The sequence below is a fragment of the Paenibacillus sp. MB22_1 genome (assembly GCF_047200555.1).
GTDB classification, from domain to species: domain Bacteria; phylum Bacillota; class Bacilli; order Paenibacillales; family Paenibacillaceae; genus Fontibacillus; species Fontibacillus phoenicis.
This window is the reverse complement of record NZ_JBLADV010000001.1, coordinates 892505-918301: the sequence shown is the minus strand read 5'-3', so window position 1 is coordinate 918301 and position 25797 is coordinate 892505. Positions and strand designations below refer to the sequence as shown.

Here is a 25797-nt window from a genome sequence, read left to right as displayed (position 1 = left end):
ACCTCTTAGATTAGAAGCTTGATTCCGACGGTTCCGCTTTGCCCCTTATCCCTTCACGGCCCCTGAGGTAATCCCTTTAATGAATGAGCGGCTGCCAAACAGGAAGATGATCAGAACAGGCAGTGTCGACAACCCCAGCGCCGCCATTCGGGCACCATAATCGGTCCGGTGGACAAACCCCAGCGTTGAAACAAACAGCGGGATCGTATAGTTATCGCTGTTATTGATCGTAACTAACGGCAGCAAGTAGTTGTTCCATGACCAGAGAAACACCAGCGTCGCCAACGTGGCCAGCCCCGGCTTAATTAACGGGATAACGATGTTAAAGAAGATTCGCGGCTCCGATGCCCCGTCGATCCTCGCGCATTCGATGACTTCATTTGGCACCGTGTCCTTGATAAACTGCACCATGAAAAAAGCGCCAAACGACCACGCGCTCCAAACCAGAATGACGGAGAGAAGCGTATTGCCGAACCCCAGCGTTCTCATCTCGATGACGTAGCCAATCAAGCCAACCTGGCTGGGGACCATCATCGTAATGATAATGAAATAGCGAAGAAAGCTCCTCAGCTTAAATTGGTATTTAGCTACCGCATAACCGATCATCGTAGCGGTGAAAACGCCGATAAAAACTGCGGATACCGAAACGATCATACTGTTCAAGTAAACCTGTACGAAGTTGGTCTTAAACACGGTTTTCAAGTTTTCCAGCAAATAATCGGAAGGAATCAACGGCAGGCCTTTGAAAATGTCTTCAGAATAATACGTCGACATCATCAACATCACATAAAAAGGGAACAGCGAAGCGAGGGTAACTAGGCTGAGAAACGCCCATTTTACGATCTTCATTCCTGATCCCCCTTCCCCATGGAGAGCTTATAGCTGGCGATTGAGAAAACAACGATCAGCATGAACAAGGCATAAGCGATCGTCGCACCATACCCAAAACGAACATTCATAAACGAATCGTTGACGAACTTCCAGATGATCGTCAGCGCCGCATTGTCCGGTCCGCCAACCTGGCTAGCCGTCCAGCCGCCGTACAACAGCTTCGGCTCGTCAAACAACTGCAGGCTTCCGATGATTGAAGTAACAATGAGGAACACGGAGATATTTCTAAGCAGCGGCAGCGTGATGCGGGTGAAGGTATGAAGCGCTGTTGCTCCATCCACCTTCGCTGCCTCGTAGACATCTTGGGAAATGGCCGTCATCCCCGCTAAATAGATTGCGATAAAGTAGCCCAAATTCCGCCACACGATCATAATTGCGATGATGATCCGGGACAGCCAGGGGTCCTGTAACCAGTAGATCCCGTCCTTAAGCAAGCCCATCTTTACGAATAAGGCGTTGATGATCCCTGTCTGCCAGTCAAACATAAAGGAGAAAATGAAGCCTATGGCGACAGGCGTAGTAATATAAGGCAGAAAATTCGCCGTTTGAAAAAACATACGCCCGTTGACCATGTTAAAAATGAGATAAGCCAGAAGCATGCCGGATAAGATCAGGGTCGGTAACGACATCAGCATGATGACGACCGTGTTGTAAATCGATTTGTAAAACAACGGATCTTTTGTAAACAGCGTTACATAATTGCTGAATCCGACAAACCGTTTCTCGCTGACACCGTTCCACTCGTGAAAACTGAGGAAAAACGAATATACGACCGGATAAAACTGAAACGCCAAATACAGAAGCACGAACGGAAGCGAAAACAAGTATGGCCACAGCCGAAGTCCAAGCCGCTTCCTCGGCTTGCTGTTGACGACCGTTTGGGCATTCATCATGGTTGGTCCCCCTTTCAGGAATCAGTTGGGGTGAGAAACAAGACGCTCTCACCCCGGCAATCCTCCCGATTAGTTAATCGTTGCCTCAGGGGCCTGATTTTTGACAGCTTCCTTGAATTGCTCCAGAGCGCCGTCCACACCGATGCTCGTATCCTTCATCCACAGCGGGAATAGCGAATTAAACGCCGTCTGCACAATCGAATCGTATTTCGTTTGGGTCGATCCCGTCACTTCTGGCACGATGTCGTCGTAGAACGTCAAGCTCAGGTTTTGATTAAAGAACTGATCCAGCTCGGTTCCTGCCTCAAGCCAATCGCGATGCTCTTCGAAGAAGCTTTTGATCCCCGGCATATTCCCCAGCTTCTTGTAGTTCGTTTCCATCCCTTCGGTGGACAAATAACAGAAGTAAATGTAAGCCCAGGCCGCTTCCTTGTTCTTGCTGTTCTTATAGACGCTGACGGAGGTTCCTCCGTACGTAAAGCCGCCTTCAGGCGCGGCCATCAAGCCCCAGCGCCCGATGCCGTCCGGATCATTTGCCTGCACATTCCATTTGGGACTCCACGGCGCCATCGGGTAGAAAATATTATCGCCTTTCGCAAACGACGCGTTCCATCCCGGGGTATACCCCTCGTATTTGCCAAGAATCCCGGCGTCCCGCATGGCGAACAGCTTCTCGAACGGCGCCTTCATTCGCTCCGTCAGCTCAATCGTGGATCCATTAATGTATGGCTGTTCGGTTTGCCCTTTCAACACGCGGTAGGCGTCGTCGAAACTGGCGATCATCGTAACCGCACCGCCGCTTTTTTGTTTGACTTCGATCCCTTTTTGGATGAAGGCATTCCAATCCGGCAACAGCTTGGACAATTCGCTTGGATCGTCCGTGCCCAGATATTCCTTGGCCAGGTCTCGCCGGTACCCCAATCCGGCTGGTGTAATCGATTGATCGACACCAACCAGCTCGCCTTTGGTGTTCGAGAGAAGCGGCGGCAAATAATCCAGCAGCTGGTCCTTGGAGAAGTGATAAGGAGCTTGCTCCAGATTGTCGAGCACATCGAGATCAAACAACTGCCCGCGGAAGTTCATTTCGCCCAATATGACATCAGGCACCTCAGAGCCGGATGCAATCCCGCTTTGCAGCTTTTGCATATAATCGTTATTGTTGACGACGGTGTATTTCACTTTGATATTCGGGAAGACTTTGTTGAATTCCGGCACCATCGTGGTCAGGAAGGCTTCATCCCAATCCCATACGACGATTTCTCCTTCAATGTTTGTGGGAATCCCGCCGAGTGAAGGAGCTTCCCCTTCGGCGTTGGACGAAGTCCCACCCGAATTCGACGGTGGCTCACTTGTGTTCCGATTGGCGGCAGAATCATTCTTCGCGCAACCAGCCAATACCGCCGCGATCATCATCGCCAACACCAAGAGCGTCACCCAACTCTTTTTCAGACGCTTGTTCTTCATATTTAACCCCTCCCACAGTCTGTTTGTATCCGCTTACACCGTGATCTTATCATCGCTAGCGATGGGGTTAAAATCTCACAACCCGGTTATTTTACGCATAAATCGGCTGTCTTCCGCGGTGGAGTCCCCGTCCTCGATGGTGAAAGGGAGGCGAATCCTTACTTCCGTTCCTTCGCCCGGAAAGCTCTTGATCTCGAGGCCTGCCTGCGCACCATAGTGAAAATTCAGGCGTTCGCGAATATTTGTAAGTCCGATTCCCGTGGAGGCATTCTGGATTGGCGGTACCGTTTGGGATGTGCTGATACCGATGCCGTTGTCGCGGACGGACACCTCGATAAACCGATCCGATCTCCGTGCAGAGATCCCAATCCAACCTTGCCGTTCGGAGGGGAATATCCCATGATAAAGCGCGTTTTCAATAAGCGGCTGCAGCATCATCCTTAGGACTATGCAGGGCAAAAGCTCCTCCTGAATGTCCCATTCGATTCGAAAACGTCCGGGATAACGGCAGTCCTGGATGGCAGCGTATTTATTCACCAGTTCTATTTCATCCTCCAGGGTCGTAAACCAGGCATCATCGCCGATTTTGATCGTGTTTTGCAAGAGATGGATCAACGAGGCGGTCATGTCGGCCACCTCCTTCGTCCGCCCTGCATGTGCTAAATAAATTACGGTATTTAACGTGTTATAAATAAAATGAGGGTTCATCTGCGACAACAAGAGCTGGATCTGCATGTTGCGTTTTTCCTTCTGTTCTTGCACGAGCGATTCGATCAGCGATTTCAAATCCTTCATCATCCGGTTAAATCCAAGCCCCAGCAGCTCCATTTCGTCTCCGCTCCGGATCTGCAATTCGATATTCAAATCGCCTGCGGACACCCGTTTCATCGCTCGGACCAGCTTCGAGATCGGCCGGGTCAGTTGCACGAGCAGAGGAAGCAGGATCATCATCACCACGATGAGGCTTACGGCCACAATCAGCGTGTAAAAGAGCAACAGCTTGTTAACCCGCTCGTACAAGCGTGATTTGGAGATCACCGCAACTTGTCTCCAGTCCTCCTCCACGGAATCATCAACAATTTCGATATATTTTCCCCCTTCCGAATCGGTATCGGTCCAACGAGTCTCTCCGGGGTTGCTGTCGAACAATGGAACGCCGTCCTGATTTAGTAGAAGCAGACGTTCGAAATCCTTATTGCTCTGTTCAAATAAGCTCGCCAGATCTTTTTGATTGAAATCCAGCACGAGGTAATACCGCTCGTCGCCATCGTCCTTAAAGTTCCTGTAATTTACGACATAACTGATCACCTGTTGCCGACGGTTGAGAAAAATAAAATCATGCGGATCCGAAAAACGCGATTCGCTGCGTCCCATCCGGTAATCGGCAAACCAAGCCTGATTCAGATAGTCTTTGTAGTAGCTGTCATACCCTTGGTAATTGGAAAACACCTCGCCGTCCGGCCGGATAATCATCACGTTTAACAAGCTAGAGTTCATCACGGGAAACAGCTTCAGCTTCTCTCTAACCTTATTTTTCTTGAAGTAGCTCTGCTCGTACGTATCGTTTGGATCTTTGACCATCAACGCATTCACCTCGGAATCGCTGATGATATATTCCGCGGTTTCACGTAATTGCTCCTGCATACGATTGATGAAAGAAGATGTCTGTTCCAGTTTCGTCGTATTGTCTCGGACGGCTTGTTCCCGCATAATATCCTTGACATACGAATAAGTGACCCAACTGCTGGCCAATAGTGACGAGGATAGGATCAGAGCGCATACGGCAATAATTTTGGTGCGGATCCGAGCACGCATTTTAAATCCGGATAAGTTACTCATCGTGATATTGCTTCCTTTCCGAATACTCCAGAGGATGCTGTCCGGTCACACGTTGAAACACTTTACTGAAATAATGGCTATTGCGGTAACCCACTTTTTCCGCCACCTCATACAACTTGTATTGCCCTGTCGCCAAGTAACGCTTGGCTTTCTCCATGTGAACCTCCGTTAAATAGTCCAGGATCGTACGGCCGGTTTCGTTTTTGAAGCAATGACGCAAATGATCGCCGCTGATTGCGAGATGCTCGGCGATTTGTTCGGTGCTTAAATCTTTGGCATAATGCCGGCTAATGTATTGGATCGCTTTCCTGACCTTCGCTGAATAGACGTCCCTGTGCTCGTCCTCCATCGCGGCTCGGAACTGGTTTTTAAACCAACGCGCAATGCCGGACACCGAAGTCCAATCATCAGAACCCTCAATCTCCCTGTACGGTTCATCGCGAAAAGCAGGCCTTCCCTTGCTCATGCGAAGCCGATCCAGCTCCTTGGACAATTCATTACAGAGCATCCGCAATTCCTCAAGTCGGGCCATTTTCTTGACGAGGGTAAACATGGCGTCGATCTCCTCTTCGACTTCGGCAAGGTGATGCTCCTCCGTATAATGACGTAGTCGGTGGATCCACGCTTCCCAATCTGTCTCTTGGCTATCCGCTGCTGAGATGGTGCCTTCCTTTTCTTCGGAATACATCAGCACGCTGTCCATCCCAGTAAAAATACGCAGATCCAGCGCTCTATCCGCCCAGGCCGCGGCAGCGAACAGCCCCGTTGCCTCCTGAAACACGGACGAGCACGCGACGGATACCGTTCCCCCTATAGAAGAAACATGCTCGGAATACGCTTGTTTCAAATGCGCGCTCCACTGAAAAAGTTCCTCATGCAGCTGCCTTCGGCTGACCATGCCGTCAAATCCAAGCAAAACGCCGATCCGGGTTCCCTCCGCCGCAATGGTAAACGTCTCAATCCAACGATATTTCGTTCCGTCCTCGACCTCCCATGGCATCTGAATCCCCGTATCTCGTGTGACCATAGGTCGACCCACAGCCGGATAAGGGGTGTCGAACTCTAAAGCGATGTACACATACTGGGATCCAAACGAGTCCATATAGTTAGCAAGCGCTTTCAATTCTTCGTTTGAAAGTTCTTTTCCTGCCTTTGCCTGCTCAAGCAATGTCTTGCTCATTTTTCTTTGGATTGCCTTATCCTTATCGATGGTATCCCGGAGCTTCTCCAGTTCCAGCGTTAAGGTCTCCGGCGTTAATTCGTGCTTGACCCAGTAATCATGTACGCCAATCCGCAGTGACCGTTTTACGTATTCGAATTCCTTATAGGAGGTAAGAATCACGATCTTGGCTTGACTCCCGGCTTCCGCCAGCCTCTCGCTCAGGATCAAGCCATCCATGCCAGGCATCCGAATATCCACAAAAATCAGATCCGGTTTCAGCTTGGCCGCCAATTCCAACCCTTTCCGCGGATGAACGGTTTCTCCGGCTACGGTAAACCCTAGGTCTTCCCAATGGACTAAACGCTTCAAGTGCTCGATGGCCAAAATCTCATCGTCGACAATCATCACCTTCAGGTGGTTCATAATTACCCCCTCCTTTTCCTTGCTTTCTTTCAACTTACAGGAGAAAGCGAATTCGCACAATTGATTTCATGCGCAACTTGATGGAGGATCTACTGATTTTGGACGCAAAAAAAGCACGGCGCTCTCGCGCCGTGCTTTAAAGTACATTTCTGTTTATTCGCTCTTCTTCTCCGGCAATTGCTGGAACAGCAGGTTGACGGACAAGTTGCTGCCCGGAGCTGCCGTGAAAACCAGATCGACAGTTTGCTCGCGCTCACCGGTGCGGAACAATACCGCGTTCTCGTTAGGCGCACTAAGTGAGCCGGAGGATGGTAAGCTGACAATATTTCCGTTGACCATAATTCCGCCCATATAATGGCCGCCGCGCGGGTTAAACGTGATCAGCGTGTTAGGCGCAACCCGGTACAGCTTCACCTTGTAGAGAACACCGAAGTTTCCGGCATTCATGCGATACTCTCCGGTTGGACCATCGTATCCGATCAGGAATGGATCGCTGGAGTTGTCGCCGATGAGCAACCGGGACGGCGTATTGCCGATCAGCTCGGTCACTTCAATATTGCGAGTGGCTTCCATATAAGTGCCGCGGTTATGGATATCAGGCTTTAAGACACTGAGATAAGGCAACGTCTTAAATGGATCTTGATCCTGATCAACCATCATGACGGTATAATTTAAGGTATGATCGCTATACAAATCCGCAAACAGGGAGATGACATCCCCTTGCTTCATCGCCGTAGCGCTCAGCTCATTCAGGATAATCTTGCTTTCTCCAGGAGCAAACCAAGTATCCTTATATTTGCTGCCGGTTTGCATTGATTCGTAATAGCGCATGACCGAAGCCTTCCCCGCAGCTGTTGCATAACTGCTTGGACCGCCAAATCCAAGGTTGCTTTGAGTCAAACGCGTCGTTTCGCTATTGTTGTTCGTGGCGATGACGTACATTTTCACCGGTTTCCCGGTCGAATTGGCGTGGTGGATCATGAAGCGCGTATTCCCAATCGCCGATTCCTTATACAGAATCCCTTTGGAATACACCGTTTCCGGGCTGTTGCTGCGGATCAACGTGACCGCATCGGAAGTGAAGGCGTATCGGATTCGCTCCCAGCTTGGCACCTGGGTCCCGTCAAACGTATATTCTTCCCCGACCGGAATAAACAGCTTATTAAATTCGTCCCGCGTGTAGAGCGTCTCGTTCGTAATCGTAATCGTCTTCTCCACGGTCGAGTACAAGCCAAATTTATTGACAACCTTCAGGCGGATCGTCATCTGGCCCGGGGTGAAGAACGCCATCTCTTTATTTTCCCAAATGCGCTCGGTGATGCCCACTTCATCCGTACTGAGGTCGGTATACGTGATCAATTCACCCATTTTGTAGGTGTCTTTGTCTGTCGTAAAATTCGCCACCGGCGGTGTATGCGGCTTGTCTACATGAATCGTCAGCGTAAACGGATTACTCCACTGGCCGCTGGAATCCTGCACCCGGTAAGTTACGGTGTAATCCCCCGGCGTCATGAAGACATCCTGGCGTCCAATCCATTCCTCGTTCACGATCGGTAGCCCGATTGGCGAAATCGCATTGGTGATATATTGAACCTGTGTTTCCCCGGCGATGACTTCTTTGTTGCCGATGCTAAACGAAGCGACCGGCAGCGTGTTCAAATTCACGATCACCCGTTTGCCAACCGCATCATAGGAATACGAGATGTTTAACGCCTTCGTGATCGCCGTTAACGGCACCATGAAGTTGTTTTGCGCAGAATAGGATTTCCCCCGCATCGTCTGCGTCACACCGTTAACCTTATAATAAGTCGTATTCAGCTTAAACCGCAGCTCGTCGTTGCCTCGTTTAATGATCGTTTCTTTCGTTGTATTGTCAAAAGACAGCTGGAATCCTGCACGCTCCACAATGGCCCGGATAGATATGTAAGATACGCCGTCTTTCACTTCCATCGGATAACCGGCAAGGTATTCCTTCCCGTTCTGATACATCTTCTTGCTGTTCACCATCAGAATCAGTTGGCCGGAGTTGCTTTGGCTCTGCATGCTTGGGTCTGCAGGCGTCGTCACCGGACTTGTTGGCGGTACCGTTTCATCTCCGGTTTCCGTCCCTTCCTGACCCTCTTCTGGAACCGTCTCTCCTGTCGTTCCATCGTTTGTTCCTTGATCTGCAGGCAGATCGCCAGGCTGCACCACATCGGTTGTTGTCCCGTTCACTTCTAACTGTTGTGTTCCGGTCTGTGGTTCCAGACCGTTTCCTTGCCCGATTTCCTCCGCGCTGGCTGGAAGCACCATAGCCACTTGCGATGCGACCAACATCGTGGTGATCAACAATCTCTTAAATTTCATGCCTTAACTCCCTTACTCTCCCATTTTGTGTTACTCCCTTTAACTCACACTGTATTAAACGCATGTATAAAAGAAAAGTTGCTGACAAATCAAAACAATATATTAGCAAACTCCGTCGTTCGTTGCCCGATTTTTCTTATTTTTTGACAAATCTCCGTAAGAAAAACGCCTGTCGACGTACATTCAAAGTAGACAGACCGCGTTTAGCGGAAGTTTTTCTTGCGATATCAGGATGCCAATGCCCCGAAGTTTATACTTTCTGGCGTGTAATATAATCAAAATATAAAGAGGAAATCCCCAGCGACTATCGAAGAAAGAAGCACCTGACAGGGAAGCTTCAATCTTACCTACCAACCACAGGAGGTTAAAGTCGCATGGGGAAATCCTCGCACATTCAAGGCCGTAAGGGAACTAAGTTCAGTCAACAGCTAAGGGGCGTTAACCTGGAGCAAGTCCTCATCGTTGCAATCGATGCGGCCAAGCTCCACCAAAAAGCCTTAATATGCAATTATTTCGGCGACATCATTGAAAAACCCTTCTTTTTCTCAGCGAATAATTCTGGTATGGAGCTGCTTTGCAAGAAGATTAATCAAGCGGTTACAGCCACAGAGGCTGTTCGCTTGTTCCTGGGTATTGAGGCAACAGGCCATTACTATGAAGACATCGTCCGCGAGATGGCGAAACGAGGGTACCACGTTCAGATCTTGAATCCGTATACCACCTTCGAGGAACGCGCCGGCGCACTGAATTGGTGCAAAACAGATGATCTTGATCTTGTGGCCATCGCCCATGCCATCAAAAGCAACAAAGCCACTGAAAACCAGCTTTTGAATGGCGTGCAGCGTCAGCTCCATGTCTTGACTCGAGCACGGCGCTCTGAGACACGGAAGCGTGCTTCCTTGCGTACAGAGATTCGAGCACTTATGGACCTCATCTGGCGCGAGTACCAAGGATATGCAGATTATTCAGCCGGTAGAGCTCGAAAAATCAAAGTATTCAGTGACTTCTGGGGGAAAGCCTCGCTCTTCTTCATGGAGCATTATCCACACCCCGCTGCTGTCCTGAAACTAGGGGAGACCGGGCTACGGAAGCTCTCGATTCAGCATAATCTCAAATTGCGAAACACCACCATCCAGAAGCTCTTGCACGTCGCTGAACAAGCGTTATCGAGAAACTTACAGGAACTTCGGCCTGAGCTTATGTTACTGAAAATGAAGCTACGTGACTTACGAACATTTGATGCCAAAATTAATGTTTTGGAACAAGAGATCGAGAACCTTCTCCTTCAGACAGACGGACGACTGCTTCTTACCGTCCCGGGCTTAGGAGTGACTACCGCGGCTGAGCTTTATGCTGAAATCGGCGATGTATCTCAGTACTCGAACGCAAACCAGTTAATTAAGAAAGCTGGCACAAACCCCATTGTTAAGCAAACAGGTGGCGGCAAAGGCTCCTACCGCAAGATTTCCAAACAGGGAAACGATCACCTTCGTTATGCGGTATATCTAGCAGGTAAGAGTCTCTGCATGCATAATAAGGACCTTAAGCCTTTCTATGATCGTCTGAAGGAAAAAGGAAAACATGAACGAGCCATCTTTGTTGCAATGGGTAATAAGATGCTCAAAGTCGCTTTCGCCATGCTGCGAGACCGTTTACCGTTTCAATCGCAGTGCTCTGATTATCACATCCTTGATGAGGTCAATAAGAAGTTGAACTTCAATTGCGTTATGCCGACACTAGCAGCGGCCTAACTAAGCAAGATCTTGGAACCGGTCTTTCTGGGACTGAGGGAAGATCGGATCACTTTCTTGGAGACCTTGGATCTCGTATGTCAGCTTTATCCACCTCGCCCTGTGAATGCGAATTGTACGTTAGCGTATACTCTGCACTCAGCCAGATTGCATCGCAGGATTGAAAAAACGAGGCTATTTCCTTTCAAGTCCGAGAAAGGCCGGTTTCAAGCATCGCTTCTCTGTCAGTTGCTAACTTTTTTGAAAATCTGGGGGGTTAGGTGTGTTTGGGTTACCCAGAAACCTAAAAATTCTACTTGACATAGTACGCTGATATCTTAAAAAACGCCCGGAAATCACTCCCGGGCGCTCCTATGAAATTTGGATTAATCCTGGTTTAAGCTGACGGGCAATACTCCCTGCGGCTGCAGCTCACCGACCAGAACCTTGGCCGCGACATCCAACGAAAACGGACGATTTTCATATAAGCAGAGATAGGTCTCGATCTCAGGAAACGCGTTTAAGTCGTAAGGATTCCGCGTAGATACGACGATCAGACGTTTGCCCGACAGCTGCTGAAGGCGCTGGACGAGCTTCTGCTGACCTTCAGGGATCCCCCCCTCTGCTGTGTAGGTCGCCACAACGATTTGGCTGACCTCTTGACTTTGTTCCAGTACCGCGGCAATCTCTTCGTCGCTGGGCTGCGTTCCAATCACCGTCATGACGACCTGGCCATGAAGCGGCCGCAGCGCATCCGCCAGCGTATATTGATGCACCGCCGGCTCATCGACCTCGGTGCGGTGCCGCAGCTCCGGCCAGACGACCAGCACCGGCTGATCGCTCTGCAGCGGCAAGCGGCCCGCTCCCTTCACGAGCGTCACGCTGCGCTCTGCCGCATGGCGCAGCAGCGCGGCGCTCTCCGCCTCCGGCGTCAGCGGCGCTGCCGTCGCGGTCGCGGCGGCTACCGCCTGCGCCGCACTGCCGATCCGCTTCGCCTTGAGCGCCAAAATGCGCTCGAGCGAGCGGTCAATACGCGCCTCGCTGATCCGGCCGCTCCGCACCGCTTCGGCTACCCGCTCGATCGCCGCACGCTGGTCAGCCAGCGTATGGCTCACGAGCACGAGGTCTGCGCCGGCTTCGATCGCCTGGACCGCCCCTTCGGCGATGCCATAATGCCCCGCGATCGCCTGCATCTCCAGGCAATCGGTGACGATCAGCCCGCCGAAGCCCAGCTCTTCCCGCAGCAGGCCGGTCAGCACCCGGTGCGACAACGTTGCCGGCGTCCCCTCCGGCTCAAACGCCGGAAAGATCACATGCGCCGTCATAATTGCATCAACGCCCGCCGCAATCGCCTCCCGGAACGGGACCAGCTCGACCTGGTGCAGCCGCTCCTTCCCGTGCGGGACACTGGCTAAGCCGCGGTGGGAATCCACGGCCGTATCCCCGTGGCCGGGGAAATGCTTCGCCGTCGCGATCACGTCTTCGGCCTGATATCCGCGAACCGCCGCGGCTCCATGCACGGCCACCCGGTCCGGCTGCTCCCCAAACGAGCGGACGCCAATCACGGGATTGGCCGGATTGTTGTTGACGTCGACGCACGGCGCAAAGTTAAAGTTGATGCCCAGCTGCAGCATCTCCTTGGCCGCCAGTCGCGCCACTTCCTCCGTCAACGCCGGATCATTGGCCGCCCCCAGCGCCATATTGCCGGGAATCCGGCTCATCCCTTCATGATCCAGCCGGGCTACCATCCCGCCTTCCTGATCAATCGAGATAAACAACGGAAGCTCCGGTTTGCTGCGCGGCAAGCCTTGCAAGCTTCGTGACAGCTCGGCAAGCTGCTCCACCGAAGCGATATTCCGGCGGAAATAAACTACACCCCCCACATGATACTGCTGCACCAGCGTCCGAATCTGTTCGTCCGGCACCAAGCTATGGAACCCACAAATAAATAACTGTCCGATCTTCTCCTCCAACGTCCATGCTGATAAATCCACGAGCCGTCCTCCTTGCCGCTTATCCATTAGTTTTATGATACGTTTGATTCCTTCTGCCGGTAATCCGACGGCGTCATGCCGGTATACTTCTGAAAGACCTTCGTGAAATATCGCCGTTCCTGATAGCCGATTGAACTGCCGATTTGTGCGATCGAACGCTCACTGGTACGCAGCAGGCATTTCGCCATTTCCATTCGCTGTTTGGTCAAATACTCTACAAACGTTTCGCCAAAATGGTTCTTAAAGAGTAAGCAGAAATAACTGCTGCTAATGCCGAGATAGTCGGCGATGTCCTCGATCCCAAAGTCGCGGCCGAGATGGTTCTGAATATAATTTTGCGCGGACATCATTAGCAGCTCCGTAGATTTCTTCGCGGACAGGGAGCTGCGCGCATGCTCGATGAGCGAAACGATGATCGACAGCAGCTCTTTCAAGCTCATCGGCTCCCGCAGCCGCTTCCATAGCCCTTCTTCCTGCTCCCTTGGGAGCATGTGCAGCTCGCGCATCTCGCGCAGCAAATGGATGAGCAAATAATGCATCAGCTTCTCCGCCGCACACGCCTGCCGTTCATCCAGACCGCCGATGTACGATTTCAATTCCCCGGCGATGCGATCCAAGACCTCGGTGCTCCCGTTGCGCAATCCGGTTCCAAGCTGCTCGATCCAGCCCCATTGCACTTCCACCGCGTCCTTATCCGGGGCGAAATCGTCTGTTGGCAGCGCGTCAGCCTTCACGAACCCTTCCTGCGCTGCTCCCAGAATCAACCGATGCTGCAAGCGATGGTACACAAGCGATAATTCCTGCAAACCATGTAGCCCTGCCGCCATGCACATCCGAACGGGAAGTTCCTCCTTGCTGCGGATGAGCTGTCGGATCCGCTCAAAGCCCGGCATCAGCGTCTCCTCGTCAACTGTCCGATCCGCTGAAGGGGACGGGAACACGAGGCACCATTCCCCCTCCCGGATCTGCAGCACAGTTAAGCCTGGCAAAACTTCGCCAAATACATCCTTCAGCGCATGCTTGATGTGCAGATTCCACGCTTTTCGTTCATGGAGCGTCCAGACGATGGATCGGTGCGAATAACCTTCCAGATCCAAGAGCAGCATGGCGTAACGCCGCTTCGCTTCACCGGCGTCCTCGTCGTCCCACAACAGCCCTTCCGCATCTGTCTCCTGTCCGAGCAAGGAATGTAATAGGAAGTTTTCATTGGCCAGATCAACCACCTGGTTCATCCGCTGCTCCTTGTTCAGGTTTTTGCGCTTCTCGCGAATCTGTTTGGCGATCCCCCGAACCGTCTCCTCCAGCTCAAAATAATTGATCGGCTTGCAAATATAATCCTTCACGCCGTAACGTATTGCAGTTCGAGCATACTCAAATTCCTGATACCCGGTCAACAGCAAAATTTCGCAAGGAATCTCCCGCTCCCGGAGCTCCTGCAGCAGTTGAATGCCGTCCATCACCGGCATGCGGATATCGCTTAAGATCAAGTCGGGACGATGCTGCGAAGCCATCTCTAACGCTTCCTTACCGTTCTTGGCCAACAAAACAACTTCAAACCCCATTTCCTCCCAAGGCAAAACCTTCGACAAGTTCGTGAGTATATGAATTTCGTCGTCAACCAGCAACGCTTTTAATTTCATCGTGATCCCCCGCCTCATATCTTGGTATCACACATTGAATCGTCGTCCCGTACCCGGGCTGCGAGCAAATAAACAATCCGTATCTGCTGCCATACTGAAATCTTAGCCGATCCGACACGCTGCGAAGCCCCAAGCCCCGGCGTTCATGATTCGGATATGGCGCCATGGAACGATACGCCGGATCGTCCAAATCCGCGTATTGGATCTTCGCCAGCTGCTCATTGGTCATCCCAATTCCGTTATCTTCAACCCTTAGCAGAATGCGGTCTTGCTCCATTCTCCCCGTGACCGTGATCCTGCCTTTATAATCGATGCCCTCAAACCCGTGCTGAATGCTGTTCTCCACGAGCGGCTGCAGCGTTAATTTCAACAGCAGACAGTTCATCATTTCGTCCGGAATATCAATCGAATACTCAAACAACTCCTCGAAACGGAACTTCTGAATTTCCAAATAGCTGCGCATATGCTCGATTTCGAGGCTCAGCTTGATCTCTTCCTTGTCTTGAATACTGATCCGCAAAATATTCGCCAGCCGCAGCACCATTTCGCTGACCTTGCGCCCTTCGTTTTGGACGGCAAGCACGTTAATCGATTCCAACGTATTAAACAGGAAATGCGGCTTAATCTGAGCCTGCAGGACGCGCAGCTCGGCGTTGGCCTTCAGCCGTTGCTCCCGTTTCACTTGCTCAAACAGCTCATTGATTTTATCCATCTGGTTATTGAAGCCCTTCTGCAGCAGAAGCAGCTCATCGTCGCCTTTCTCATCTACCCGAGCTTTCAGGTCACCGCTTTCCACCTTGCGCATGAACCTGACAATCACACCAATCGTTCCCGTGATCCGGTTCATAAAGATCAAGTTAAATAACATCGCCGTCAGCACGCACACACAAATAATGGCAACAAACCATTTGGCAAAGGTCGTCACCTCCTGCGACAAATAGCTCCAGGAAGTAACCGAAACTAGACTCCACGGATAATCCTGCAATTTATAAATGGAGATAACGCTCTCTTGGTTGTTAAATTTACCTTTAAAGCTCCGATACCCCTCGCCGCTCTCCCATTTCAATTTCTTTGGCAGGTACGCTTCGATTTGCTGTCCATCCAACTCCAATTGATAATCGTATAGAATCAGGCCTTTGTCATTCACCAGCATAAACCGGGTATCGCGCATCTGACTGCCCAGCTTCAGGTTCTGAAAAATCTTCTCGAACTCCCAGTTCTTGATCTGCACCACCAGCACGCCAACCCGCTCCAGATTGCTAAGCTCCTTAATCAGGCGGATTTGCGTAAACACGTTGTCCGATCCGGTTAATTCCGGATATTCGTGGGGAGCGATCCATTTCGGTTGGCCGTTAAGGGCCATCACTTCGTTATATAAAGGATGCTCCTTGAATTTTTCGTAGGGCGGCGTCTCGAAATTTTCCTTATTAAATATCGCGATGACATTGGATTGCCGGCCCCCATGGATGTTGTACAAAAACGCGTAGTCAATGGCCGGATGGCTATACAGCAGGGAACGGAAATTTCGCTGATTGGCGTTCAGCTCCAGTTGGGTCGTGGCCGTCAAATCCTGGGTATCCGGGTCCTTGGCTGATAAAGCGGCCTGAAACACCCCTTTGGAGATGCCATTATCCGTGACGTTATTCATCTCCTGAAAGACGTTCTTAATGCTGTAGCTGATCGCCTTCAGTGAATATTCCGCCTGCTGGCTGTATTTCTTCTCAATCGAGTTAAACGTAATCCAAAACGTGATAATGCCTAACACAAACAATGGAATGATGACTAAACCCAAAAAGGCGGTAAACAGCTTAATGCGCAAATTCATCGGCGGCAGCTCCCAATTGGTAAGACTATCCCTATTCTAACACGCCACGATCTAACCCTTAACGCTGCCGGCCGTAACGCCTTCAATTATTTTTTCCTGAAGCACCGCATAGATGATCATGACCGGCAGCACGCTGAACACGATGCCAGCTGACATCTGCGCGTAGTTGGTGTTGTACGCATCGCGGAACCCAACCATCCCGACCGGGAGCGTACGAAGTTCTTCTTTGGATAGAAAATAGTTCGCCAGCAAAAACTCGTTCCAGTTGCCGAGGAAATTGATGATAAACACCGTCACGATCGCCGGTACTGTCAGGGGCAGCATCACGCGAAAGAACATCCCCGCTGAGCCTAAACCGTCCATGACAGCTGCTTCTTCAATTTCACCAGGGATCGAGCGCATAAACGCCGCCAGAATGATGACCGAAAACGGAATCGCGTTCGCCACATAAGGCAAAATCAACGCCATATGCGTGTCGAGCACGTTCAGGTTGCGCATCATGCCGTAGATCGGCAGCAGCAACGAGTTGTTGGGGATCAGCATCCCCAGCAGGATCAGCTGGAACACGACCGCGCTGATCCGATTGTACCGCATGCGCGTTACGGCAAAGGCCAGCATCGCAGCAAACAGGATCGACAAGCACGCCGATAATACACCGATATATAAGCTATTGAAAAAAAACGTGCTGATCTTGGCGTTCACCCAAGCATTCATGTAATTGTCAAAAATAATCGACGACGGCAACCCAAACGGATTGGAGGCGATCGCTTGGTTATCGGTTTTGACCGAAGAGAACAACACGAACAGAAACGGATACAAAATGATGAGTAGATACGCCATCAGGAACAGATGCGGGATCGTCTTTTTCAGCACTCTCATCAGTATTCAATCCTTTCTGTGCGTCGAACGACAAGGATTTGGTACAAGGCGGTAATAATGATCGTAAAGGCAAAGATCAGTACGGCGATGGCGTTGCCAAACCCGTGGCGGAAGCTGGTGATCGCGTAACGGATCATGTACGTCGCCATGACGTCCGTCGAGCCGGCCGGCCCGCCCTTGGTCATGACCAGCACAATATCGGCCGCTTTCATGGCGCCAGCCACCGACAGCATCACGACGACGCTAATGATCGGCATGATCAGCGGAATGGTGATTCGGATCGCCCGTTGGATGCCGCCCGCTCCATCAATCGCCGCCGCTTCGTCCAACTCGCGCGGGATCGCCAGGATCGCCGCCAGGACCATTACGATGTAGAACCCCGTCCACTGCCAAGCATTCGTAATCAGGATGGAGAGCATCGCCCAATTTTTGTCGGACAGCCAGTACACCGGGGGAATGCCAAAGATCCCAAGCACTTGGTTCATCAACCCGAAATCCGGGTTATAAATGAACCCCCACAAAATACCGATCACGGCAGTGGACATGATCGACGGCATAAAGACCGCGGTCTTATACAGTCCCTTGAGCTTCTTGACGTTTGCGATTAAGAGGGAGAAAAAAACGATCAGCGGAACTTGGATCAGACAGGAGAACAGAATGAAATATACATTGTTCCGCACCGATTTCCAGAACGCTTGATCCTTAAACGCCATCTCGTAATTATCCAAACCGATATAGGTCATATGCTTGGAAATACCGTTCCAGCTGGTAAAGCTGTTGTTGATGGCGGTAAAGATTGGATAGATGAAAAAGGCAAGAAACAAGATCAATGCCGGGAGAACAAATAAGCTGTAAATCAGAGGACTTCTGAGCGCTTTATTCATGCCTATACCTCCGTAGTTGGAAGCAAGGGCGTCCCCAGAACCGCTGCCGGCGGGTGACGCCCTTGTTCGATGATCAGTCTTAAGAATTAACGATTATTCCGCTGCGGCATTGGCTGCATCTTGCGCTGCCTGCACATTTTCCAGCATCTTCGCCGGCTCGATTTCGCCGCCGATGATTTGTTGAATGCCCATGCTCAGCGCCGTATTCACTTCCGCTTGCACGAGCGCGTCAAACGCCGGGAAGGAAGTGCCGATTTCACTTACCGCTCTAAAAATATCCTGCATCAGCGGGTCGTCGGACGCCGTCTTCATTTGCTCCAAATCCATCTTCATGGCCGGAAGTACGCCGTCTTCTTTCAAGCCGCGCAGCTGCATTTCTTCCGTCCACATGTTCTTAATGAACTCCTTAACGGCCGCCAGCTTCCGCGGATCCTCAGCAACCGCACTGGAGAAGCCGTAACCGTTGTTGGCATCCTGCATGACGACGACCGGATCCCCTTCATTCAACGGCGGCATATTGAAGAAGCCGATTTTACCCACCATATCGCCGGCTTGAGCCGGATCGCGGAAGACGGAGTTCGCCCAGGAGCCGTCCATCATCATGATAGCCTCGCCCGTAATAACCTGGTTTCTCATATCCGCGTATTCAAAGCCCAGTTCGCCTTTCTTAAAGTAACCTTTTTGAACCCATTCCTGATGTTTGGCAATCGCCTTAACCATATTCTCGTCCGTCCATTTCGTTGCGCCTGTCTTGAAGCCGTAAGTGATCTCCGGACCGGCAAAATAGGACCACAGGTTATTGGTCGTCATCAGCGGAATCCAAGCATCCTTGGAGGACTGAGCAAACGGGATTTTGCCGTCCGCCTTGATTTTCTCAGCGATTTGCTCCAGCTCCCCAAGCGTCTTCGGCACACTCAGCCCTTTGGATTCAAAGTACTCTTTATTATAGAAATACCCTTCGATGGAACCCCCGATTGGCAAGCCGTATACTTTGCCGTCAAGGGTAAACGGATCCAGTGTCGTAAATTTATCTTTAATGCCCAATTCTTCGATGATCGGTGTCAAATCCAGCATCAGGCCTTCCTTGGCATATAGCTGGGCATCCGGACTGCCAAATACGTCGAAGATTTCCGGCGGTTTGCCCGCGGCCATTTCGCCCCGCAGCTTCTCTTTGCGGTTCACTTCGGAGTCCACCGCATCCAGCTTGATGGTTAAGCCCGGTACAGCAGCTTCCGTCTTCTTGACGACGTCCTCCAGCATCGCCAGGCGGAACTTCTTGGATTCCCCAACCTGGGTGTGGCGGATCGTGATTTCAAACGGATCGTTGTTCGTTTCCGTTTCGGTCCCCGCATTTGACGTGCCCTGACTTTCATTCGACGGGGCAGGGGCAGCATTGTTTCCGTTGTTGCCGGATTTGCCGCAGCCGGCGAGCAGCGCGGATGCAACAAACACAAGAGACAGCAGCAGCACCAAACTCTTCCTCATGTTAGATAGACCCTCCTCAAACTCGTTTATGTGATACACCCTCATTATAGAAAGCGTCACCACCTTTGATAAGGAGGACATTTTTCTATTAAGGGGATAATATCCTCTAAAAACCAAAATGAAAACGGTTAAACCTAACGTATATCGAGAGGTTTAACCGTTTGGAATTGAGATATTGGATTTTAGTGTGAGAATATATGACATAGATTTCACGGTTTGGCTGGTACTTGCTGCTCGCCTTCACGAATCAACCGATAAGCTCGTTCGATCTCTTCATCCGTTGGCGAAGGTACGCCTTCCAGCGGATAAGCCCAACCGAGCTCCTGCCATTTGTACACGCCCATTTGGTGGTAAGGAAGAATTTCGAATTTCTCCACGCCCTTCAGGCTGCCGATAAATCTCCCAAGCTCCAGTAAATCCTGCTCATCGTCGTGGATGCCGGGCACATACACGTGACGAATCCACATTTTCCGATCATGATCCGACAGCCAGCGTGCCATCTTCAACATTCGATCGTTGGGTTTGCCCGTCAGCTTGATATGCTTCTCGTTGTCGATATGCTTCAGATCCAGCAGGACCAGATCCGTTACATCCAGCAGATCGCGAATTTTATCCCCTTCATTATAGCCGTTCGTATCCAGCGTCGTATGAAGGTTCCAGCGTTTCTTCACTTCCCGGAACAATTCCGTGACAAACGGCGCCTGCAGCGTCGCTTCGCCGCCGGATACCGTCAGTCCGCCGCCCGATGTACGGTAATAGTTCAAATACGGCTCGATCTCGGCCAGAACTTCCTCGACGGTCATCTCCTTGCCTTCCGTCAAGCTCCAGGTGTCCGGGTTATGGCAATATTGGCACTGCAGCAAGCAGCCTTGCATAAAGAGGACGAAACGAATCCCCGGTCCATCTACGGTTCCGAACGTTTCTAACGAATGTATGCGACCTTTAAGCATCTTCGTCACCCTTTCCCTAATTCGCCTCCGATAAAGGAATGAGGAGAAAGGCGATCCAAGCCCAACTCCCCATTTTATCGTTCAGCTTCAATTGTTGCTGCCCGTCAGCAGGTTATTACATTTTGCCGTGGAAGGTCCGGTTGATGACATCTAGTTGTTGTTCACGGGTCAACTTGATGAAGTTCACCGCATAACCCGATACACGGATTGTTAATTGCGGATAGTTTTCCGGATGTTCCATTGCGTCCAGCAGTTGTTCGCGGTCAAAGACGTTTACGTTCAAGTGATGCGCTTTGCTGCCGAAGTATCCGTCCATCATCGATACGAGGTTCGATTTTCGGGTTTCCGTGTCTTTACCCAAGGCCTTCGGCACGATCGAGAACGTATTCGAGATGCCGTCCAAGCTGTGCTCATATGGCAGCTTCGCTACCGAGCTCAGGGAAGCTAACGCCCCTTTCTTGTCGCGGCCGTGCATCGGGTTCGCCCCTGGTGCGAACGGTTCGCCGGCTTTACGTCCGTCCGGCGTGCTGCCTGTTTTCTTACCATATACAACGTTCGACGTAATTGTCAATACCGATTGGGTTGGCAGCGAGTTGCGGTACGTTTTATGCTTGCGGATCATGCCCATAAACGTTTCAACCAGCTCTACCGCAATTTGGTCAACGCGGTCGTCGTTGTTTCCGTAGCAAGGGAACTCGCCTTCGATTTCGAAGTCTACGGCAATGCCGTTTTCGTTGCGGATCGGTTTCACTTTGGCATATTTGATCGCACTGAGCGAGTCAGCCGCTACGGACAAGCCGGCGATACCGCAAGCCATCGTGCGGAGAATGTCGCGGTCGTGCAGCGCCATCTCGATCCGTTCGTAGCAGTATTTATCGTGCATGTAGTGGATCACGTTCAAGGTGTTCACGTACAGCTTAGCCAGCCATTCCATCATCGGGATAAAGCGTTTCTTCACTTCGTCATAGTCGAGGTATTCCGAAGTGATGGCCGGATATTCCGGACCAACTTGGACGCCGGATTTTTCATCCTTACCGCCGTTGATCGCATACAGCAGAGCTTTCGCCAAGTTTGCGCGAGCGCCGAAGAACTGCATTTGTTTCCCGATTCTCATCGCGGAGACGCAGCATGCGATACCGTAATCGTCACCGTAAATCGGACGCATCAGATCGTCGTTTTCATATTGAATCGAGCTCGTCTCGATCGATACCTTCGCGCAGTATTTCTTGAAGGCGTCAGGCAGTTGCTCCGACCAGAGCACGGTCAGGTTTGGTTCTGGAGCCGGCCCCAGGTTGTACAGCGTATGCAGGAAGCGGAAGCTGTTCTTGGTTACGAGCGTCTTGCCGTTTACGGACATCCCGCCGATCGATTCCGTTACCCAAGTTGGGTCGCCGCTGAACAGTTCGTTGTACTCTGGCGTTCTCAGGAATTTCACGATCCGCAGCTTCATGACGAAATGGTCAACCAATTCTTGAGCTGCTTCTTCGGTTAATGTTCCTTCGGCCAGATCGCGTTCGATGTAAATATCGAGGAACGAAGATACGCGTCCGAGGGACATTGCCGCACCGTCTTGTTCTTTGACCGCTGCCAGATAACCGAAGTACAACCATTGGAAAGCTTCCTTCGCATTGTTCGCCGGTCTGGAAATGTCGAATCCGTACATTTCGCCGAGCTGTTTCAATTCGCCTAAAGCGCGAATTTGTTCAGAAATTTCTTCCCGAAGCCGGATCACATCTTCATCGATGACATCTACTTCAAGAGATTTCAATTCTTGTTGTTTTTGCTTGATCAAGAAGTCTACGCCGTACAGGGCAACGCGGCGATAGTCCCCGATGATCCGACCGCGTCCGTATGCGTCAGGAAGGCCAGTGATAATTCCGGCTTTACGGGCGGCTCTCATTTCCGATGTATAAGCATCAAATACCCCTTGGTTATGGGTTTTGCGAATCGTTGTAAACAGATTTACGATCTCAGCTGGCAGATCAAAGCCATAAGCTTTGCACGCATTGATGACCATGTTGATCCCGCCGAATGGATGGATCGTGCGTTGGAAAGGGGCTGAGCCCTGAACGCCTACGATTTGTTCCTTCTCTTTATCCAAATATCCAGGAGCATGGGAAGTGATCGTGGATGGCGTGTTCACGTCTACATCCAGGACCCCGCCGGCTTCCCGTTCTTTCACGGACAGCTGCGATACGATATCCCACAACGCTTTCGTGTTCGCCGAAGCGCCTTTCAAGAAGGACTCATTACCTTCATAAGGATTCACGTTCGATTGGATAAAATCGCGCGTATCCACTTCCTTCATCCATTTCCCAGGTTTGAAGCCTCTCCATGCGTTTTGCGCCTTGGTTTCTGTTACTTCTCTTTCGATCACCGACATCTTGATTCCCTCCATTTTTATATGTGGTCGCGGTTGAAGGTCTATCCCGCGCCTCATGATCCCTAAAATTTGTGATACTTTTCACAACTTAGACAATTATGGTGCCCGGCCCCGAAGGACCGGGTTCCACTCCGTTAACAAACTTCTGAGGGATCATTTATATTGTAATCATAGCTCTTCCTATCCAAAAGTATTGTGACAAATATCACATTCAGTGATATTTGTCACCATTTTTACACGCCTGTTCACTTATTCTTCAAATCTTCCATAGAAGGCGTCGCGATAAATCTCAGCCAACTCGCTGACCAGCGGCAGCTTCGGATTCGCAGTCGTACATTGGTCTTCGAAGGCACGGTCCGCCAGGTAATCGACGCGCGATTCGAAATCCTTCGCATCGAAGCCAAGCGCTTGGAACGATTCCGGAATGCCCAGCTTCTTGTTCAGATCGCGCACCGCTTTGATCAAGCTCTTCACGCCTTCTTCCGTCGTGCGAGCCGGCAGACCCAGAATGCGGGCGATTTCCGCATAACGTTCATCGGCAACGAAGTTTCTGTATTTCGGCCATGCCGCGAATTTCGTTGGTTTCTTCGCATTGTAGCGGATGACGTGCGGCATCAGAATCGCATTGGTACGTCCATGGGCCGTACCGTATTGACCGCCCCATTTATGCGCCAAGCTGTGGTTGATGCCAAGGAATGCGTTGGCGAACGCCATCCCTGCGAGCGTCGAAGCATTGTGCATTTTCTCGCGGGCCAGCTTGTCGCCGGTCAGCGCCGATTTCTCCAGGTATTGGAATACCAGCTGGATCGCTTTGATCGCCAGACCGTCCGTGTAGTCGTTAGCCATGACCGAGACGTAAGCTTCGATCGCATGCGTCAGTACGTCCATACCGGTATCTGCAACAGCCACTTTCGGCAAGCTGTAGACGAACTCAGGGTCAATGATCGCAACGTCCGGCGTCAGCTCGTAATCCGCCAACGGGTATTTCGTGTTGCCGTTGATTTTATCGGTAATAACCGAGAACGAGGTAACTTCGGAACCGGTACCCGATGTCGTTGGAATGGCCACGAATTTCGCTTTTTGGCCAAGACGCGGATATTTGTAGATCCGTTTTCGGATATCCATGAATTTTTGCTTCAGATTGTGGAAGTCGGTATCCGGATATTCATAGAACAGCCACATGCCTTTCGCCGCGTCCATCGGCGAACCGCCGCCCAGGGCGATAATGCAGTCCGGTTGGAACTTCGCCATCAGTTCAGTACCGCGTTGTACGGTCGTGGTCGATGGATCCGGTTCAACGTCCGAGAACACTTCGATGGCTACCGGCGTTTGGCGTTGACGCAGGAAATGTTCGACTCTTTCCACGTAGCCGAGCTTCACCATCATCGGGTCAGTAACGATCATGACGCGGGAGATGTCCGGCATCTTCGCCAAGTATTGCGTCGAGTTTTTCTCGAAGTAAATTTTGCTAGGCACTTTAAACCATTGCATGTTCACGGTACGATGATTCACCCTTTTCACGTTGATCAGATTCACGGCCGTGACGTTCGACGAAGTCGAGTTGCGTCCGTACGATCCGCAGCCCAGCGTCAGCGACGGCAGGTTTGTGTTGTAGATGTCGCCGATACCGCCTTGCGAAGAAGGTTGGTTCACCAGGATCCGGCAAGTTGGCATCCGATCGGAGAATTGTTGAATCACTTCCTCATTGTTCGAGTGGATTACCGAGGAGTGACCCATGCCGCCGAATTGCACAACTTCCAGCGCACGTTTAATGCCTTCCTCTGCATTCTTCACTTTGTAGCAAGCAAGTACAGGACTCAACTTCTCTGCGGACAATGGGAATTTCGGACCAACGCCTTCGATCTCGGCAACGAGAATTTTCGTTCCGGCCGGGACGTCGATGCCGCACATTTCCGCGATTTTTACAGCCGATTGACCAACGATCGCAGGGTTCACCGCACATTTCTCCGCGTTGATGGCGCCTGCGGTCAGCTTGGCAGCTTCTTCTTTATTGACAAAATAGCAGCCGTTGGCGATCATTTTCTTCTTCACTTGGTCGAAGATCGGTTCTTCGATAATCACCGCTTGCTCGGATGCGCAAATCATACCGTTGTCAAACGTTTTGGACAGGATCAGGTCGTTGACCGCTTGATCCAGATCGGCGCTCTTCTCAATGAAGCAAGGAACGTTACCAGGGCCTACGCCGAGGGCCGGCTTACCGCAGCTATAAGCTGCTTTAACCATCGCGGAACCGCCGGTAGCCAGAATGCAAGCGACATCCGGGTGATTCATCAGCGCGTTCGTGCGGTCCATAGATGGATTTTCGATCCATTGGATACAGTCCGCAGGTGCCCCGTGTTTAACAGCGGCTTCAAGCAATATTTTAGCGGCTTCCGTGCTGCAGGCTTGCGCGGATGGATGGAAGCCGAAGATGATCGGGTTGCGAGTTTTGATGGCGATCAGAGATTTAAAGATGGTGGTCGACGTTGGGTTCGTGACCGGGGTAATCCCCATGATGATCCCAACCGGCTCGGCGATTTTTTGGAAGCTCTCGTAAGGATTGTCTTCGATGACGCCTACAGTTTTTTGGTACTTAATGCTGTTCCAGATATACTCGGTTGCAAACATGTTCTTGATGATTTTATCTTCGTATACGCCGCGTCCCGTTTCCTCGATCGCCATTTTCGCCAGATGCATATGCTTGTCGAGCCCAGCCAAAGCCATCGCTTGCACGATCTTATCGATCTGCTCCTGATCCATGCTCATGAATGCTTCGGAAGCTTTCTTGGCTTTGTCGATCAACGTTTGAATATACTCTTGCGCGGTTGGCTGAGCCTTAGCAGCTACTTCGTTTTTAACAGCCATCTCTCTCATCCTCCTAAATTTTTGGATTAGGGATTTGCTTGCACATGGTGGACTAAGTTTTATATTGTGAAAAAATTCACTTATAAGCGAATCCCTATGAAGCTTGTGTGCTTCTCTTTATGTCTTGATCATAGCACAGGATTT

At 51.0% G+C, this 25797-nt stretch carries 16 protein-coding genes; 1 reads left to right on the top strand and 15 read right to left on the bottom strand.

What is annotated here, in order from left to right:
* Window positions 1-45 precede the first annotated feature (45 nt).
* The 6 genes from ACL02P_RS04080 to ACL02P_RS04055 all read right to left on the bottom strand — a co-directional run bounded on the left by ACL02P_RS04080 (window position 46) and on the right by ACL02P_RS04055 (window position 9018).
* Window positions 46-849, bottom strand: coding sequence for a carbohydrate ABC transporter permease (locus ACL02P_RS04080; RefSeq protein WP_009225322.1), 804 nt, complete (start codon window positions 847-849; stop codon window positions 46-48).
* On the bottom strand, window positions 846-1784 hold the full coding sequence (locus tag ACL02P_RS04075; RefSeq protein WP_323076828.1) for a sugar ABC transporter permease: 939 nt from the start codon (window positions 1782-1784) through the stop codon (window positions 846-848). The genes ACL02P_RS04080 and ACL02P_RS04075 overlap by 4 nt, the downstream gene beginning before the upstream one ends.
* A 69-nt stretch (window positions 1785-1853) precedes the next feature.
* Window positions 1854-3248, bottom strand: a complete 1395-nt coding sequence (locus ACL02P_RS04070; protein ID WP_339299306.1) for an ABC transporter substrate-binding protein — start codon at window positions 3246-3248, stop codon at window positions 1854-1856.
* A 75-nt stretch (window positions 3249-3323) separates the two neighbouring features.
* Window positions 3324-5087 carry a sensor histidine kinase gene (locus ACL02P_RS04065; RefSeq protein WP_412836859.1) on the bottom strand — a complete coding sequence of 588 codons (1764 nt, stop codon included), beginning with the start codon at window positions 5085-5087 and terminating at the stop codon, window positions 3324-3326.
* Window positions 5080-6672, bottom strand: coding sequence for a response regulator transcription factor (locus tag ACL02P_RS04060; RefSeq protein WP_412836858.1), 1593 nt, complete (start codon window positions 6670-6672; stop codon window positions 5080-5082). The genes ACL02P_RS04065 and ACL02P_RS04060 overlap by 8 nt, the downstream gene beginning before the upstream one ends.
* A 153-nt stretch (window positions 6673-6825) precedes the next feature.
* Complete coding sequence (locus tag ACL02P_RS04055) at window positions 6826-9018, bottom strand: stalk domain-containing protein (RefSeq protein ID WP_412836857.1); 2193 nt, start codon at window positions 9016-9018, stop codon at window positions 6826-6828.
* Between the two features lie 374 nt (window positions 9019-9392).
* On the opposite strand from ACL02P_RS04055, the gene ACL02P_RS04050 reads away from it, so the two are divergent.
* Window positions 9393-10769: an IS110 family transposase gene (locus tag ACL02P_RS04050; protein WP_412836856.1), complete on the top strand. Its 1377-nt coding sequence runs from the start codon at window positions 9393-9395 to the stop codon at window positions 10767-10769.
* Between the two features lie 365 nt (window positions 10770-11134).
* Here ACL02P_RS04050 and nagZ read toward each other — a convergent pair whose 3' ends face one another.
* From nagZ to adhE, 9 genes are all read right to left on the bottom strand, one after another.
* Window positions 11135-12769, bottom strand: a complete 1635-nt coding sequence (gene nagZ, locus ACL02P_RS04045) for a beta-N-acetylhexosaminidase (RefSeq protein WP_412836855.1) — start codon at window positions 12767-12769, stop codon at window positions 11135-11137.
* 5 nt (window positions 12770-12774) lie between these two features.
* Entirely contained in the window at window positions 12775-14382 is a 1608-nt protein-coding gene (locus ACL02P_RS04040; protein ID WP_311202273.1) for a response regulator, read from the bottom strand.
* On the bottom strand, window positions 14357-16207 hold the full coding sequence (locus ACL02P_RS04035; protein WP_412836854.1) for a cache domain-containing sensor histidine kinase: 1851 nt from the start codon (window positions 16205-16207) through the stop codon (window positions 14357-14359). The genes ACL02P_RS04040 and ACL02P_RS04035 overlap by 26 nt, the downstream gene beginning before the upstream one ends.
* A gap of 51 nt (window positions 16208-16258) precedes the next feature.
* Window positions 16259-17086: a carbohydrate ABC transporter permease gene (locus ACL02P_RS04030; RefSeq protein ID WP_260070924.1), complete on the bottom strand. Its 828-nt coding sequence runs from the start codon at window positions 17084-17086 to the stop codon at window positions 16259-16261.
* Complete coding sequence (locus tag ACL02P_RS04025) at window positions 17086-17970, bottom strand: carbohydrate ABC transporter permease (RefSeq protein WP_260070923.1); 885 nt, start codon at window positions 17968-17970, stop codon at window positions 17086-17088. Before ACL02P_RS04025 ends, ACL02P_RS04030 begins: the two co-directional genes overlap by 1 nt.
* A gap of 93 nt (window positions 17971-18063) precedes the next feature.
* On the bottom strand, window positions 18064-19455 hold the full coding sequence (locus ACL02P_RS04020) for an ABC transporter substrate-binding protein (protein ID WP_323076837.1): 1392 nt from the start codon (window positions 19453-19455) through the stop codon (window positions 18064-18066).
* 209 nt (window positions 19456-19664) lie between these two features.
* Window positions 19665-20405: a pyruvate formate-lyase-activating protein gene (gene pflA, locus ACL02P_RS04015; protein WP_260070921.1), complete on the bottom strand. Its 741-nt coding sequence runs from the start codon at window positions 20403-20405 to the stop codon at window positions 19665-19667.
* Window positions 20406-20520: 115 nt separating this feature from the next.
* A complete protein-coding gene (gene pflB, locus ACL02P_RS04010; RefSeq protein ID WP_260070920.1) occupies window positions 20521-22788 on the bottom strand; it encodes a formate C-acetyltransferase in 2268 nt (755 codons plus the stop codon).
* A 249-nt stretch (window positions 22789-23037) separates the two neighbouring features.
* Window positions 23038-25653, bottom strand: a complete 2616-nt coding sequence (gene adhE, locus ACL02P_RS04005; RefSeq protein WP_260070919.1) for a bifunctional acetaldehyde-CoA/alcohol dehydrogenase — start codon at window positions 25651-25653, stop codon at window positions 23038-23040.
* Between the last annotated feature and the right edge of the window lie 144 nt (window positions 25654-25797).